The sequence below is a fragment of the Arthrobacter oryzae genome (assembly GCF_031454875.1).
Taxonomy (GTDB): domain Bacteria; phylum Actinomycetota; class Actinomycetes; order Actinomycetales; family Micrococcaceae; genus Arthrobacter; species Arthrobacter oryzae_D.
In genome coordinates, this window is record NZ_JAVDRQ010000014.1 from 36,203 (window position 1) to 51,951 (window position 15,749).

The following is a 15,749-nucleotide window of genomic DNA, read 5'->3' on the forward strand; positions in this document are numbered from 1 at the left end:
GCTACAGGCCGACGTAATAGCGGCGATCAGCGCTCGAGCGAGCCCCGACCCAATCGTTGGGCTTGAACTCCGACTGCCGCGTTTCCGCCCAGATCTGTCATGTTCAAATCTAAGACCCGAACATCGTGAGAGTCCGGAAAAGCGTTTTAGACCCTATTCTGACGGTCCGCCACCAACGGTCAGACGTTAGTTGGGGTGTAGTTCAAGCTGTTGTCCGGTCCGCTGCAAGGGACACCAGTCGCGCACGAGGCGGGTTGCAAGACCTGCTCAATGACCTAGCCGATACGTCAAACGCGCGTCTGACGAGTGCTGGGGATGTTGACTATTCAGGACGGTCAGGCGTTAGGGGTTCAGTGACTCGCGCAGTTGTTGCAGGGCGTCACGAACCACGGGCTCGGATCGGTGGATCTCCCTTACATTCATCCCGGTAAACTCTTTTACTGCGCGGCGCAGGCTTTGCACATTGCTGAATCCGCATGATGTCGCTATTTCGGAGTAGGTTATCTTTTGAGCGTCGGCCTGCAGGAGTAGCTCCAGCGCTCTGCGCGTTCTCAAGGCGCGTATACGCTCACCCAAGCGGAGCTCTTCATTCTCGAAAAAGTAGAACAGAGAGCGACGGGAGAGATTGAACCTTTCGGCGACCGTTGCCACGTCTAGCTCGGGGTTGTCATAGTTGGCATCAAGGTATTTCTTCACCGCCCGACTTAGGGCCGGCTTCTGCGCCTCATCGCCGACCGGTGTTTCAAGCAGGGAACCCACCAGGGTCGCCATCACGGATCGGAGAATGTCTCCGGTTCCCGATGCCTCCCGGTCGATGCCCTGCCGCTTCCAGGACATCAGCGCGGGGATCATGAAAGTGCCCACAATTGGGTGCCTTGCGAGGTCCGGCAGCCGAAGCAGGGAGCGCAGTTGGGCCTCGCTCACATTCAGGCTGCTGCGGTCGATATTGAGCTGCAAGGCGTGAAAACCTTCGGGCGCATCGAAACTTCCGCCCAGCGAGGTATCGATGAACCTGACGGCGCCCGGTGATACTGGCTCAGGCACGCCGTTGAGAGCGAGAATTAGGGCGGGCGCTCTCCTGAAGTAGGCCAGTCGCAGATCCCTAGTGTCAGGATTCGGCGCCCACGAACCCAAAGCCGGAGCGTTGACCATTTCTATGAGGGTGAAACCTGGCCCGGCAAGACTAATGGCCGAAGGAGTGAAAGGCACGGAAGCAGCATGTGCCAACTTTTCCAACCGCATCGGAGTCTCGACAGCACTGCCGTACCATGTTCGCCAATGTTCGAACCTTTGTTCGGGACTAAGCCCCTCCGGCACTGCATATCGTCGCAGATGACCGCTGTTCTCGGAAACAGATTGAGGCATGCCATCCTCCTTTACACAGCCGAATGTTTCTGACGGTCCTGGGGTGGCCACGACGTCTGAGGAAGCGGTTACGGTGGCTCATAAGACTGACCAGAAAGGACTTCAGCTGTTACGTATATTTTACCCGTGTACGTTTTGTTTGGTGCGTCTACGGCTTTAGTGCCGGCGCCAGACGCGACCGGTATGGGCCACCGCCTTGGGCTGGATGACATGCCGTTAGTTAGGGCAGGGCTCTCGGAGAAACGACGCTATCGCCCGCTCCACACTTTGGCGTGCGCCTCTTCGACATCTCCGTTTGGAGACGTGGTTAAGGAAATGCGGGTGCAATTGTTCGGCCGCGGCGTCACGGAGCGGCCGGGACACTTTGGGCGATGTAATCCACGTTCTGCAGATCATCGGTATTTTGGTGTCCGCCGGGGTGCAGCCTGGTCGCGAAATCATTGACTCGGTGAGGGGCGAGGGCATGTTCGACGGCCAAGATGCTGGCCCCTACGACTCCAGCTTCCGGGCCGGTTTCGGATTGGGTGATATTCAGGTGCTGGGTCGCCAGCGGCGTTGAGCGTGAATAGACGGTTTCACGGATTCCGGCGATCAGATGTTCTCCGGATTGTGCAAGCGATCCGCCGACGACAATCAGGGAAGGGTTGATGAGGCTCACACACATGTTAAGCATTTCTCCGATGTCGCGGCCAGCCTGCCGGACGGCTTGAATAGCAGCCAAATCGCCGGAACGGACGAGTGAGACGACGTCGTTTGCGGTGGTTGCTTCGAGTCCGTTTTCGCGGAGCTGGGCGGCGATTGCCGGGGCGCCTGCGATGGCCTCCAGACAGGCAGTCTTGCCACAGCGACATTGAATTCCTGCCGCCTTGGAAACGGCAATATGGCCGACGTCTCCAGCAACTCCTGCTGCGCCTCGCTGCAGTATGCCTCCACTAATAACGCCCGAGCCGATGCCGGTGGCGACTTTAAGGAAGATCATGTTGTCCTCGTTGGGCCAGCGTGTCGCCCGCTCGCCGAGGGCCATAATGTTGACATCGTTGTCGACCAGTACGGGAACGTCAAAGGTCCGTTGAACATAAGCGGGGACATCGAATCCGTCCCATCCCGGCATGATCGGAGGGCTGGTCGGCTTTCCGGTGGAGTGTTCCACGGGACCGGGTAGCCCGATCCCGACAGCGATGATGTCCGTTGCCGGACGCTTCTTCGTTTCCAAATGACCCTGCAGTGTCATCGCTAGCCAGTCCAGAACAAATTCGGGTCCGCACGAAATCTCAAGTCGTTCAGTGGTTTCCAGGAGAATCCTTCCCGACAGGTCCGTGAGAGCCACGGTCGCGTGTGTGGCGCCGACGTCGGCGGCAGCGACCAGCCTTGCACGGGGGTTAAAGGCTAGTCGCGCCGAGGGGCGTCCTCCGGTGGAAGCCGCATCCGACACCGGCACAACTAGGTCGAGTTCCAGGAGGGCCTCGAGGCGGGAACTGATGGCAGCTCGCCCCAAGCCCGTTATCCCGGCCAGGTCGGCCCTGGTTCGCGGGCGTCCGTCCCGCAGGATGCGCAAAAGTTCGCCGGCGCCGCCGTTGTGCATGTCTCTCCGTTTCGGGGCTCAAAAGAGGAGTGGGAAGCGTGAGATCTTGACACACCACGCTTCACAGGACTCCGAGGGGACCTCATCTCCACTCAGTGTCAAGGTGCCCACTCGCTCCCGTCCACTCGTCGAGGCCCGTAGCATCACAAAGTGCAGCTTCGGTGGGTAAACCGTCCCCGAGAGCGTCAAAAGGTGCAGACTTCTGCTGGGTGACTGACCAAAGTCACGTTGTGCATGTCACTGTTTCGGCATGGAAAACGACAGAACCACGACAGCCCCCTCCCGGTTACGGGCCGGGTTCGTCGGCGCCGGGTTCATGGCCGAGGTGCATAGTAGAGCCGCCCGTGCCGCAGGGGCGGAAGTCGCCGGCATCGCGTCCTCAAGCCCTGCCAGTGCCGCCCGTGCCAAGGACCGCCTCGGCGTCGAACAGGCTTACGCCTCCGTCCAGGACCTCGTCCAGGACGACAGGATCGACATCATCCACGTCTGCACCCCGAACGCCACGCACTTCGCTCTGGCCGAAGCCGCGCTGAAGGCAGGCAAGCACGTTATCTGCGAGAAGCCTCTGGCTACCAACGTGCAGGATGCCACCAAACTGGTGGAGCTGGCCGCTACGGCCGGGACGGTCGCGACCGTTCCCTTCGTCTACCGGTTCCACCCGATGATCCGGGAAGCCCGGGAACGCATTGCATCCGGCCAAACGGGGCGGATCTCCACCATTCAGGGATCGTATCTTCAGGACTGGCTTCTGACCCGGGACGACGATAACTGGCGGGTGGACGCCGGCATCGGTGGACCTTCGCGGGCCTTCGCCGACATCGGGTCCCACTTGTGCGACCTCCTCGAGTTCGTGAGCGGGGAACGGATAACACAGGTCGGGGCCCTGAGCCGCACTCTCTTCTCCGGCCGGGCAAACCACAAGAACGTCCAAACCGAGGACCTCGTTGCGGCCGTATTCGCGACTGAGAACGGGACCGTGGGAAACCTCCTGGTCAGCCAGGTTGCGCCCGGGCGGAAGAACCGCCTGATGTTCGAGATTTCTGGTTCTGAGAGCACCCTCCAGTTCGACCAGGAAGCGCCGGAGACGTTGTGGCTTGGCAAGCGGGCCGGTTCCCAGCTGCTTGTCCGCGACCCGGACGCGCTTAGCCCCGAAGCGGCACGGCTCAGTGTCCTGCCGGCAGGACATCCGCAGGGTTATCAGGACGCATTCAACGCATTTGTCGCCGATACCTACGCCGCAGTCGACGGAGACAACCGCGATGGCCTCCCCACCTTTCGGGACGGCCTGAGGTCCGCCGTCCTCACCGAAAGCATCATCGAATCCAGCAGGGACGGCGAATGGGTCGACGTCCCAGATGTGAAAAAACTAGAAGGAGTGCAGTTATGAAAATCATCCAGGTAGGCCTCGGCGCGTGGGGCGCTTCATGGCTGAACGTGATTCATCAGAGCAAAACCTGGGAGCTGGCCGGCGTTGTCGACGTCAACCCCGACGCCGCACGGGCTGCAGGTGAACAGTACGGAATCCCCGCCTACGCCACGATCCAAGAAGCGTTGAACCACAAGGAAACCTTCGACGCTGTCCTGGTCATCGTTCCGCCCGAATTCCATGCAGCCGTGGCCATCCCGGCCCTTGAAGCCGGCGTGCACACACTGATTGAGAAACCCCTCGCCCATAACCTCGAGGACGGCATCCGCATCATCGAAGCGGCAGAGAAGTCCGGCAAGCAGGCCATGGTGTCCCAGAATTACCGTTTCAAGCGCGCCGCGCGGACCGTTCAGCGCCTCATCCGCGAAGGGGTCATCGGAGACCTCGAGCACGTCTTCATCGACTACAAGAAGAACCCGCCGTTCGAGGGCTTCCGGCTCGAAATGGATGAGCCCCTCATCGTGGACGCCATGATCCATCACCTCGACCAGCTCCGCGGCATCATCGGTGTCGAACCCACCGCCGTGCGTGCACGGTCCTGGAACACTGGCACCTCAAGGTTCAAGGGCAACGCCTCCGCGGTCGTGCAGTTCGACTGCGACAACGGTGCCCGCGTCGTATACACCGGTTCATGGAGCTCCTACGGCCCGCAGACCAGCTGGGACGGCGACTGGGAAATCCAGGGCAGTAGGGGCGCCATCACTTGGAAGAACAACGAGGTCACCATCAACTTCGCCTCGCTGTTCGACACCGTATTCCTCGCCGGCGCGGTGGAACGCTCCGGCGTCATGCACGTCGACCTGGACCCGTTGCCGGTCGAGGAGCGTCTGGGAACCCTCGCAGCGTTCCGCGACGCCATCGAAACGGGGCAGAAGGCTGAGACGGACGTCACCGATAACATCCAGAGCCTGCAGCTGGTCATGGCCACCGCCGACTCCGCTCGCCAGGATGGTGCGCCCATTCCCTTGAAGACCAACGCCGAACTCTTCGGCAGCCACTAGCACTTCTGACCCGAGGAAGTGTCGAAATGACTGGAGATACAACCATGCAGCCACAAACAGCCACTGGCTCCGCCAGTGCAGTTTCCGGGAAGGCTGGCCCCGGAAAATCCCAAAACGAGTCCCGTTCACGGCTATCCGGCGTCGGCGACTTCATCGGCGCGCAGGGCCTGCTCGTCGTCGTCCTGCTCTTCGGCGTACTGCTGACGTTCCTCAGCCCGGTATTCCTGACCACGGTCAACCTGGTGAACCTGCTGTACCAGTGCACGATCCTTGGTGTGTTCGCCATCGGCATGACCTTCGTGATCCTTACCGGCGGCATCGATGTGTCGGTAGGATCCACGGCTGCCCTGTCGTCCGTGCTGTCCATGGGCGTCATCGTCAACATGGACATGCCGCCGGCAGTCGGGCTCCTGACCGGCCTCCTGGTTGGCGCCGGAGTCGGCGCGGTCAACGGGCTGATGGTCACGAAGCTGGGCATATCCCCGCTGATCGCGACCCTGGCAACACTCTCCGCCGGGTCGGGCATCGCCTTCGCCTACTCCGACGGCGGCAACATCACCCCCGTTCCGAAGGTGCTCACCGACATGGTCAGCGCGAAAATCGCAGGGATCCCCCTGCTCATACCGGCCGTTCTGGTGCTGGCTTTCCTGGCCCACCTGGCCCTGACCCGTACCACCTACGGACGCTCCATCTACGCCGTCGGCGGCAACAAGGAAGCAGCCCTGCTGGCAGGCATCCGCGTCGACCGGGTCACGATGAACGCCTACATCATCGCCGGTCTCTCCGCGGGAATGGCAGGCCTCCTGCTCACCGGCCGGCTGGCCTCCGGAAGCCCCCGTGCCGGCGACGGTATTGAACTGACCGTTATCGCCGCCGTGGTCATCGGCGGAACCAGCCTCTTCGGCGGCCAGGGAAACATCAAGGGCACCCTGCTCGGCGTGCTGTTGATCGCCATGGTCTCGAACGCCGTGAACCTGCTCGGCATCCCCTCGTCCTACGACCGGATCGTCCAAGGCGTCGTCATCTTCGCCGCCGCCGCCCTGGACGTGTACCGCTACAAGTACGTCCAAAAGAACCTGTCCCGAAAGCGCAAGATCGGGCCGCCCCCGGCGATGGACCCGAAGACGGCCGGCACCACAAGCGCCGAGCCTGCCACAGCGCACGCGGCCGGAACACCGGCCTAACACCTCACCCGCTTACAGCCCGGCCCGGCCGGCACATCTAGGCACTCAACAGAAAGAGTAAGTCAATGAAGACCTCACCCAAACTGGCGGTCCTTGCGGCAATCTCCGCCGCTACCATCGCCCTGACCGGCTGCGGTGCACCCAGCGCCGCGCAGGAAACAAGCGACGGAAAGAAGACAAAGAAAATCGCCGTTCTGCTCTACAGCCAGAGCTTTGAGTTCATGGTTGCCCTCGGGCAGGGCGTCAAGGATAAGGCGAAGGAACTCGGTGTCGAGGTGACACTCCTTGATGCCAAAGGCGACTCCAGCACCCAGATCAGCCAGATCCAGGACCAGCTCGCCCAGGGCGTAGACGGCATCGTCCTTAGCCCCAATAACTCCGCTGAACTCGTCCCCGGCGTCCAGATGATTCACGATGCCGGAAAGACTGTCACCACTGTCGACTCGGTGATCCCGGGTGATATCGCCGACGCAGCCGTCGCCTTCGACAACGAAAAGGCCGGCAAACTCGGGGCTGAAGCATTGGCCGAACTGATGGGAAACAAGGGGACCGTCCTTGAATACCAAGGAGCCAAGGGCGCTTACCACGCGATTCTGCGCGGGAAGGGCTTCACCGAGGGCATCAAGCAGTTCCCCGACATCAAGGTCATCGGCCGTGATTCGCAGTGGACTGCAGACAACGCCCTGTCCCTGACCGTCGATAACTTCACCGCCGACTCAAGCATCAACGGCCTCTTCAGCCACAACGACGAAATGGTGCGTGGCATCGTCTCCGGCCTCTCCCAGATCAACAAGGACGCCCCGGTCGGAGCCGCAAACCACATCCCGCTCGTCGGAGTCGACGGCACACCCCTCGCCCTGGATCGCATCCGCAAGGGTATTCAGGACGCCACCATGGACCAGAACCCCTTCGAAATGGGAGCACTGGCCCTTCAGGCCCAAGTTGACCTGCTGGACGGCAAGCAGGTCCCCAAGATGCAGCTGACCGACACCAAGCTCATCACCAAAGAGAACGTCGATGACCCCAAGCTCTGGGGCAACATCTTCAAGGACTAGGGCCCAAAAGCCCTAACGGCCGGGCCCCCGCCACGTGGCCCGGCAGAACAAACCAATTCCACCTCAAGGAGAAACATGTCCCGCTTCAAGTATTCCTACAACGCCATCGTCTACTACCAGGAAGACATCGCCAAAGGCATCGACCGCGTCGCCCGCTACGGCTACGACGCCATCGAACTCGTAGGAGAACCGGCAACGCACAACGTCGAAGAAATCAACCAGCTCACCAAGGACGCAGGCATTGACGTCAGCTCCATCTGCAGCATCTGGTTCGGCGAGGAACGCGACCTGATCAACCCCAGCGCCGCCAACCGGCAGAAGGCCCTGGACTACGGCAAGTCGGTAGCCGATTTCGCCGCCGCCGTCGGAGCTCCGACCATCATCGTCGGACCTTCCCCGGTGGGTAAGACCGAAGCCCTGGCCAGCGACGAACAGGAATGGGAATGGGCTGTCGAGAACGTCCGCACGCTTGGTGAATATGCGGCCGGCGTCGGCATCAACATCACGCTCGAACCATGGAACCGGTACGAGACACATTTCCTGAACCGGCTCGACCGCGCCGTTGAACTTCTGGACGCTACCGGCCTGAAGAACGCCGGCGTGCATGGTGACCTCTTCCACATGAACATCGAAGAAGACACCATTCACGGCGCCTTCGCTCGTGCCGGCAGCAAGGTCAACCATGTCCACCTGGCCGATTCAAACCGTGCGGCCCCCGGCGTAGGACAAATCGACTTCCGTCCGACACTGCAGACGCTGAAGGACATCAACTTCGACGGCTACCTGACCTTCGAGCTCCTGCCCGCCGCATCAAACCCCTTTGCCATGATGGCACGCGGCGGCCACCTGGAGTTCCTTGACCCCTACACCGAAAAAGCCATCAACGAAATGAAGAAGCTGGAACAGGAGCTGTGGCCCAATGAGTAAATACCAATTCGGAGTCAGCACCTTCATTCTGGTCTCCCCGTTCACCGATGAGGACGTCGATCAGTTCGATGTCGCCAAAGAAATGGGCTACGACCTGATCGAAGTCTGCATTGAAGACCCTGCCGTGGTCAGCGCGGAAGCACTAAAGAAAGCCTCGGAACGGACCGGACTGCCCGTGTCCATCTGCGGCGCATTCGGACCGGACCGTGACGTCTCGCACGAGGACCCACAGAAGCGGCGGCAGGGCATTGACTACCTGAAACTGTGCGTTGACATCGCCCAAGCCGTCGGATCACCCCATGTTGCCGGCCCTATGTACTCCGCCACCGGCAAAGCCCGGCTGCTTTCCCCCGGGGAACGCCAGCAGCAGCGCCAGTGGGCGGCCGACAGTCTGCGCGAAGTGGCCGACTACGCCTCCGAACGCGGCGTCACCCTGGCAATCGAACCGCTCAACCGCTTCGAAACCGACCTGGTCAACACTGTCCAGCAAGGTCTGGAACTGTGCGAACTGATCGGCCGGGACAACGCGGGCCTCATGCTCGACACGTTCCACATGAACATCGAAGAGAAGAACATCGGTGAGGCCATCACTTCTGCCGGTGACAAGGTTTTCCACTTCCAAGTGTCAGAAAACGACCGCGGAACGCCCGGCAGCGGACACGTACCGTGGTCCGAGACCTTTGACGCACTGAAAACGATCGATTACCAGGGTTCCATTGTCGTCGAATCGTTCCTTCCCACGGTCGAGGAAATCGCCAAGGCCGTTTCGCTCTGGCGGCCGGTGGCACCGTCCATGGACGCGCTGGCCAGGGACGGACTCACCTTCCTGAGGAGGGAACTGCCATGACCGTGACGCCCGGACGCGCTCCAGCAATCGTTGAAGCACGCAATCTCGTAAAACTGTTTCCGGGCGTCGTCGCCCTCTCCGGCATGAACTTTGAGCTTCATGCCGGAGAGGTGCACTGCGTCTGCGGTGAAAACGGAGCCGGAAAATCAACGCTGATCAAGACACTCAGCGGGTTCTACACTCCGGACGAAGGCGGCGTGTACGTGGACGGCGAGCTCATGCCCTCCAGCACAGTGGCCTCCAAGGCTGCCGGCATTGCCACTATCTACCAGGAGCACAACCTGGTCCCGGACCTGTCCGTGGCCGAGAATGTTCTTCTGGGAAACTGGGGCGGACACAACGGCATCCTCTCCCGCCGCGAGATTCGTAAGCGCGCACGCAAGGCCCTCGACCAGGTCGCGCCCCACCTCAACCTCGACACCCCTGCCATGGCGCTCTCTACGGTGGACGGTCAAATGGTGGAAATCGCGCGTGCTATAGCGCAGGACGCGAGAGTCATCATCATGGATGAGCCCACCACCGCACTGACCGAGCAGGACGTTGAGAAACTGTACAAGCTGGTTAACGAGCTGCGGGGCAAGGGCCTGGCGATCATGTACGTTTCGCACAAACTGGAGGAAGTCTTCACACTGGCCGACCGGATAACCGTCATCCGCGAAGGCAAAACGGTGGCCTCATCCGTCCCGGCAGAGGAGCTTGATGCCCGTTCCGTTGTGCAGCTGATGGTGGGCAAGGACGTTGACCTCTACGAGCACATTCCCCGCGAACGCGGTGAACTTGTTCTCGAGGCGCGGGGTCTCAGCCTGGCAGGTGCGTTTGAGGACGTGAACCTCCAGCTGCATGCAGGGGAGATCGTTGGACTCGCAGGACTCGTAGGTGCAGGCCGGACCGAGGTCGCCCGCTGCATTTACGGGGCAGACAAAGCCGACGCCGGAACCGTAGAGGTAAACGGCCGGAAACTGAGTCTCCAGGGTGCCCATTCCGGCATCGCTGCCGGCATTGCCCTCGTCCCGGAAGAGCGAAAGCTGCAGGCCATCATTCCAATGCTGTCCATTCGCGAAAACACCACGCTGACCCTCCTGAAACAGGTCAGTAAATGGGGCGTGCTGCGGCGGGGCCTCGAAAAGAAGATGGTCGGTGACTACATCAAGGAACTCGATGTCAGGACCCCGTCTGCGGAAACGCCGATACAGTCCCTGTCCGGCGGCAACCAGCAAAAGGTCATCATCGCCCGTTGCCTGGCAAGCAATCCCGAGGTCCTCATCCTAGACGAGCCAACAAAGGGCATCGACATCGGTGCGAAGGCCGAGATCCACCGTCTGATCGAACAGCTGGCCCGCAGAGGAGTAGCCGTACTCGTGATCTCCAGCGAGCTCCCCGAGCTGCTTGAGCTCTCCGACAGAGTGATGGTCATGCGGGCCGGCCGAGTAGTGGCCGAACTGGACAAAGCCCAAGCAACCAAAGAAAACGTCATCGCTTACGCCGCGGCGTAAGCGATCCTCCCAGAACGGAAATAGTCATGACCGATCAACAGACCCGCCCGTTCACCCTGTTCACCGGCCAGTGGGCCGACCTCCCCTTCGAGGAAGTCGCGCGCCTTGCCTCCGGCTGGGGCTACGACGGCCTGGAAATCGCCGTCTCCGGGGACCACTTGGACGCCTGGCGCTGGGACGAACCCGGCTACGTCGAGTCCAAGCTGGCCGTGCTGGAGAAGTACAACCTGAAGGTTTGGGCCATCTCCAACCACCTCAAGGGCCAGGCCGTGTGCGATGACCCCATCGACTTCCGCCACGAAGCGATCGTCGGATCCAAAGTCTGGGGCGACGGCGACCCCGAAGGCGTCCGCACCCGCGCCGCCGAGGAAATGAAACACACCGCACGGCTCGCCAAAGCCCTCGGCGTGGACACCGTCGTCGGGTTCACCGGCTCCTCCATCTGGCAGTACGTGGCCATGTTCCCGCCCGTCCCGGAAAAGGTCATCGAGGCCGGCTACCAGGACTTCGCGGACCGCTGGAACCCCATCCTGGACGTCTTCGACGAATGCGGCGTCCGCTTCGCCCACGAAGTCCACCCCTCCGAGATCGCCTACGACTACTGGACCACCGTCCGCACCCTCGAAGCGATCGGACACCGTGAAGCGTTCGGCCTGAATTGGGACCCGTCGCACTTCATGTGGCAGGGCATCGACCCCGTCTCCTTCATCTGGGACTTCAAGGACCGGATCTACCACGTGGACTGCAAGGACACCAAGCTGCGCCCCACCGGCCGGAACACCGTCCTGGGCTCCCACCTGCCCTGGGGCGACCCCCGCCGCGGCTGGGACTTCGTCTCCGCCGGACGCGGCGACGTCCCCTGGGAATCGTCCTTCCGCGCCCTCACCGCGATCGGCTACAACGGGCCCATCTCCGTCGAATGGGAAGACGCCGGCATGGACCGCCTCCACGGCGCCCCCGAAGCCCTCGCCGCCCTGAAAAAGTTCGACTTCCCGGCATCGCAGACAAGCTTCGACGCCGCCTTCAGCAGCAAAGACTGATCGGTGCGGCGCGCGAAACTTTGACTGTTCGCAAAACCGGACATCCCGGTGAGCGCCCGCCGATGCGTGGAGTACCTCCACGCATCGGCGGGCGCTCGAAGTCAGACTTAGGCACGGCGTCGGGGGCCGTCCCAAACCGACCCAAAGAGGATCGCATTGCCAGCAGACCTTTACCTACCTTTGGGCCATGCCGAATGGTCAGCGCGGTACGAATCACTTGCTCCGCTAGTCATAGGGTCAAGCGCCATAGCCCCGCTCACGATGGGGGAGCTGACCACCATCGCCAGCCTCGAACCGGACTCGGTTCTGACCAAAGGACTCACCTTCGACTACGCGGCACCTGGCGGCTCGGCAGAGCTTCGTCAACGAATCGCCACCACCATGCCTGGCGTCATCCCAGATAACATCACCGTCACTGTTGGAGCCGGCGAAGGGCTCGCCATGGTTGCCCAAGCGGCCTGCCTTCCTGGCGCCCATCTTATTATCGAAACTCCGGCTCCCCGAAGTGCCCTTATGGCGGCACAAAAAAATGGGCACCTCCGGTACCTTGCTCCAGGCCCCCGTCACTGCGGAATTGGTCGTTGGCAGCATACGACCAACCACAAGGGCCGTTTTCCTGAGTTCCCCGCACAACCCGACGGGTCAAGTACTGGGGGCTGATCGGAATCCTCCCGCGCCGCCGTCCTGAAGGCCGCCGCCCTCGCCAAACGCTTTGTGTTTGATCCCAACTTCCGCCCCCGGCTCACCTCCGTGGAGGACGCGACGGCGGCACTCCTGCAGCTCGCACCGCGCACCTTCCTGGTCACGCCCTCGTTTCCCGGCGAAACGTCCGCGCTCCTGGGCTGCGCCACAGCCGCTGAGGCTGCGGCCAAGCTGCGTGGCCTTGGTGCGGTGAACGTGGCCGTGACCTGCGGCGCGGAGGGCATCCAGCTGGAAGGCGAAGGCCAGGACAGTACATGGATCCATTCGATCCCGGCGCCCGCCGTCGTGGATCAGACCGGGGCGGGCGACGCGTTCGTCGGCACCCTGACTGCACGGATGGTCCTGGGCGACACCTGCCCGGTGGCTGCCCGCTATGGCGCGGCGGCGGCGTCGCTGGTAGTGGGCGGCAAGGGCGGCACCGGCTTCATTCCCACCCTGGAGCAGACCCGCGCCCACGCGGGCGCCTCCGGACTGTCCCCCGAAGGAGTGCAGCCATCACACGCCTAAGCGCAGCCTCGCTTGCCGCGAACGGCAGCCACCGGCCGCTGCTGGCCCCCGGCGCCCTCCGTCCCGGCATAGTCCACCTCGGTCTGGGCGCCTTCGCCCGTGCCCACACAGCCGTGTTCACCGAAAACGCCATGCTCGCCACCGGCGATTCTGATTGGGGGATCACCGGAGTCACCCAGCGTTCGGACACGGTCGCGCGCCAGCTGGCGCCGCAGGATGGACTGTTCACCGTATCGGAGCGGGGCAGCGGAGCCGCGCCGCTCCGCGTGGTTTCCAGCATTGTGGAAGCCATCTCCGGCAGGGACCATCCCGAAACTGTCGTGGACCGGATCGCCGCTGCCACCACGCAGGTAGTCACGCTGACCATCACGGAAAAGGGCTACCGGATTGATCCCCACACCGGATCACTCAACACCGCCGATGCCCAGGTGCAGGCCGACCTCGCCGGCCACCCGCCGAAGTCTGCCATCGGACAGATTGCCCGGGGAATCCAGCGGCGGGCCAGCACCGGCGGAGGGCCGCTCACCGTCGTCTCGTGTGACAACCTGCCGGGCAACGGGGAGCTGACCGAAAGGCTGGTCCGCGCATTCGCTGCTGCCCTTCCCGAAGCTGAGTTAGGTTCGCTGCTGGCATGGCTGGACACGAACGTGACCTTCCCGAGCACCATGGTGGACCGGATGGTGCCGGCCACCACCGAAGGCGACCTTGCCGCCGTCGAACGCGAACTCGGGCTGCGCGACGAAGCCGCCGTGGTGGCGGAACCCTTCATGCAATGGGTCATTGAGGATAACTTTGCCGGGGACCGGCCGGCCTGGGAGGAGGCCGGGGCGCTGTTCAGCACCGACGTCGCTGCGTGGGAGGCGGCCAAGCTGCGCCTGCTCAACGCCAGCCATTCGATGCTCGCCTACCTCGGCCTTGCCGCGGGCAAGGACACCATCAGCGATGCCGTGGGAGAGGAGTCCTTCCGCACGGCGTGCCGACTGATGCTGGCCGAGGACGCCCTTCCCACAGTCAGCCTGCCTGACGGACTGAACGGTGAAACCTACTCCGCCCAGATCCTGGAACGTTTCGCTAACCCCGCCCTGGGACACACCACGGCCAAAGTTGGGAGTGACGGCTCCCAGAAAATCGGCCTGCGCCTACTGACCACAATCCGCGCAAACCTCGACGCCGGCCGCGAACCACGGTGGGCTGCCCTGGCAGTCGCCGCCTGGATGCACCACGTGGCCACCACACCCGCGGCCGGGCTGAACGATCCGCTCGCCGCCGAACTCCAAGCCGTGCTTCCCCCCAACCGGACAGCGGACACCGTCATTCCGGCGCTCCTGGGCTGCCGCAGCGTCTTCGACGCCGAACTCGCCGCAGACAGCACCTTCGCAGGGCTCCTCATGCACTGGTACCGCATCATTGATACCCAAGGCCTGGACGGCCTGAGAAACGAGATTAATCATGGCTAGTGCCACCAGCGTCCTGCAGGTTTCACCCGTCATTCCGGTGGTAACCATCGATGACCCGCAACATGCAGTTCCCCTTGCCAAGGCTTTGGTCGCTGGCGGAGTCAGCATCATCGAGCTCACGCTCCGCACCGAAAGTGCGCTTACGTCACTAAAGCTCATCGCCAACGAGGTGCCCGACATCCTGGTCGGGGCGGGCACGGTCCTAACCCCCGGTCAGGCGGACGCGGCGGTCGCCGCCGGAGCGCAGTTCCTCGTCAGCCCGGGCGTGACCCCGTCCCTGCTGGATTACATGCTGAACCTAGGTATCCCTGTCCTGCCCGGCGTAGCCACAGTGGGCGAGGCAATGGCAGTGCTGGAGCGTGGGCTGGACACCATGAAATTCTTCCCTGCAGGACCCGCCGGCGGCCCCGACTACCTCGCCGCCATCGGAGCTCCAGACCCGCACGTTCAGTTCTGCCCGACCGGTGGAATCAGCCTCGCTACCGCACCGGCCTACCTTGCGCTCCCTAACGTATCCTGCGTCGGCGGCAGCTGGCTCACCCCCCGCAGCGCCATCGACAACCAGAACTGGCAGCAAATCACCCAGCTCGCCGAAGGGGCTGCCGCACTCCGGATGAGGTGATCCGGGGCCGCTTCGCGTCAATGGCTTACTACGACTCCGGGACGCTCCAGATGGTTCGGCTCGAAGGCTTGAGGTCTTGATCAGGACCGTCGGCTTTATGGGCGTATCGTATGTCGTCCCAGATGAGGGACGGCCTGCAGCTAGCCGATGAGGCTACCACCTGCGTGGCCGGGGTATTTGCCAGCGGGCCGTCGATGCCATTCATCAGGAACTCCCTGGATATGGCGTGAGACTTCCTGCGGACAGTTCCAGCGGTCCGCGCAGTCGTAGTCGAAGCTGGCGAAGTTCCGTGGCCACGCCGGGGAGCCTCCATTGGCAAACCGACGTGGGGTCAGGCTGGTCCCTTTGCCGTCGGTGTTCTGGTTGGTGCCGGGGCGCAGGTGTCCGTGAACCAAATCGATTGGCTAGTGAGTTGCAGTCCGTAGGCCTTGAAGCCGTCCTGGGGATACCGCCGCCATCCGAATTGCCCCAGCCCCAGTCGAGGGATTGGAGCTGCGGATTGAAGCTGCGATCGGCTCCGTCATTCGCAGTCATCTTGTGA

Annotated in this window: 13 protein-coding genes; 11 read left to right on the forward strand and 2 right to left on the reverse strand. The window is 62.6% G+C overall.

What is annotated here, in order from left to right; genetic code table 11:
- Positions 1–342: 342 nt before the first annotated feature.
- A complete protein-coding gene (locus tag J2805_RS20965) occupies positions 343–1,365 on the reverse strand; it encodes an AraC family transcriptional regulator (RefSeq protein WP_309979756.1) in 1,023 nt (340 codons plus the stop codon).
- Between the two features lie 343 nt (positions 1,366–1,708).
- Positions 1,709–2,947, reverse strand: a complete 1,239-nt coding sequence (locus tag J2805_RS20970; protein ID WP_309979760.1) for an ROK family transcriptional regulator — start codon at positions 2,945–2,947, stop codon at positions 1,709–1,711.
- Positions 2,948–3,197: 250 nt separating this feature from the next.
- Between J2805_RS20970 and J2805_RS20975 the strand changes: the two genes are divergently transcribed.
- The 11 genes from J2805_RS20975 (at position 3,198) to eda (ending at position 15,208) form a co-directional block, all read left to right on the forward strand.
- Positions 3,198–4,334 carry a Gfo/Idh/MocA family protein gene (locus J2805_RS20975; RefSeq protein ID WP_309979763.1) on the forward strand — a complete coding sequence of 379 codons (1,137 nt, stop codon included), beginning with the start codon at positions 3,198–3,200 and terminating at the stop codon, positions 4,332–4,334.
- Positions 4,331–5,374 carry a Gfo/Idh/MocA family protein gene (locus J2805_RS20980; protein ID WP_309979766.1) on the forward strand — a complete coding sequence of 348 codons (1,044 nt, stop codon included), beginning with the start codon at positions 4,331–4,333 and terminating at the stop codon, positions 5,372–5,374. The genes J2805_RS20975 and J2805_RS20980 overlap by 4 nt, the downstream gene beginning before the upstream one ends.
- Before the next feature lie 26 nt (positions 5,375–5,400).
- Positions 5,401–6,558, forward strand: coding sequence for an ABC transporter permease (locus J2805_RS20985; RefSeq protein ID WP_309979768.1), 1,158 nt, complete (start codon positions 5,401–5,403; stop codon positions 6,556–6,558).
- Positions 6,559–6,623: 65 nt separating this feature from the next.
- Positions 6,624–7,613, forward strand: coding sequence for a sugar ABC transporter substrate-binding protein (locus tag J2805_RS20990; protein WP_309979770.1), 990 nt, complete (start codon positions 6,624–6,626; stop codon positions 7,611–7,613).
- Positions 7,614–7,688: 75 nt separating this feature from the next.
- The gene (locus J2805_RS20995; RefSeq protein WP_309979772.1) at positions 7,689–8,540 is read left to right on the forward strand and encodes a sugar phosphate isomerase/epimerase family protein; all 852 of its coding nucleotides are present in this window, start codon (positions 7,689–7,691) and stop codon (positions 8,538–8,540) included.
- Entirely contained in the window at positions 8,533–9,387 is an 855-nt protein-coding gene (locus tag J2805_RS21000; protein WP_309979775.1) for a sugar phosphate isomerase/epimerase family protein, read from the forward strand. Before J2805_RS20995 ends, J2805_RS21000 begins: the two co-directional genes overlap by 8 nt.
- Entirely contained in the window at positions 9,384–10,880 is a 1,497-nt protein-coding gene (locus J2805_RS21005) for a sugar ABC transporter ATP-binding protein (RefSeq protein ID WP_309979776.1), read from the forward strand. Before J2805_RS21000 ends, J2805_RS21005 begins: the two co-directional genes overlap by 4 nt.
- Before the next feature lie 26 nt (positions 10,881–10,906).
- Positions 10,907–11,920 carry a sugar phosphate isomerase/epimerase family protein gene (locus tag J2805_RS21010; RefSeq protein ID WP_309979778.1) on the forward strand — a complete coding sequence of 338 codons (1,014 nt, stop codon included), beginning with the start codon at positions 10,907–10,909 and terminating at the stop codon, positions 11,918–11,920.
- 684 nt (positions 11,921–12,604) lie between these two features.
- A complete protein-coding gene (locus J2805_RS21015) occupies positions 12,605–13,129 on the forward strand; it encodes a PfkB family carbohydrate kinase (protein ID WP_309979879.1) in 525 nt (174 codons plus the stop codon).
- Positions 13,130–13,197: 68 nt separating this feature from the next.
- Positions 13,198–14,586 (forward strand): mannitol dehydrogenase family protein, encoded by a 1,389-nt coding sequence (locus tag J2805_RS21020; protein WP_309979881.1) that lies wholly within the window; start codon positions 13,198–13,200, stop codon positions 14,584–14,586.
- Positions 14,579–15,208: a bifunctional 4-hydroxy-2-oxoglutarate aldolase/2-dehydro-3-deoxy-phosphogluconate aldolase gene (gene eda, locus J2805_RS21025; RefSeq protein WP_309979780.1), complete on the forward strand. Its 630-nt coding sequence runs from the start codon at positions 14,579–14,581 to the stop codon at positions 15,206–15,208. The genes J2805_RS21020 and eda overlap by 8 nt, the downstream gene beginning before the upstream one ends.
- Positions 15,209–15,749 lie beyond the last annotated feature (541 nt).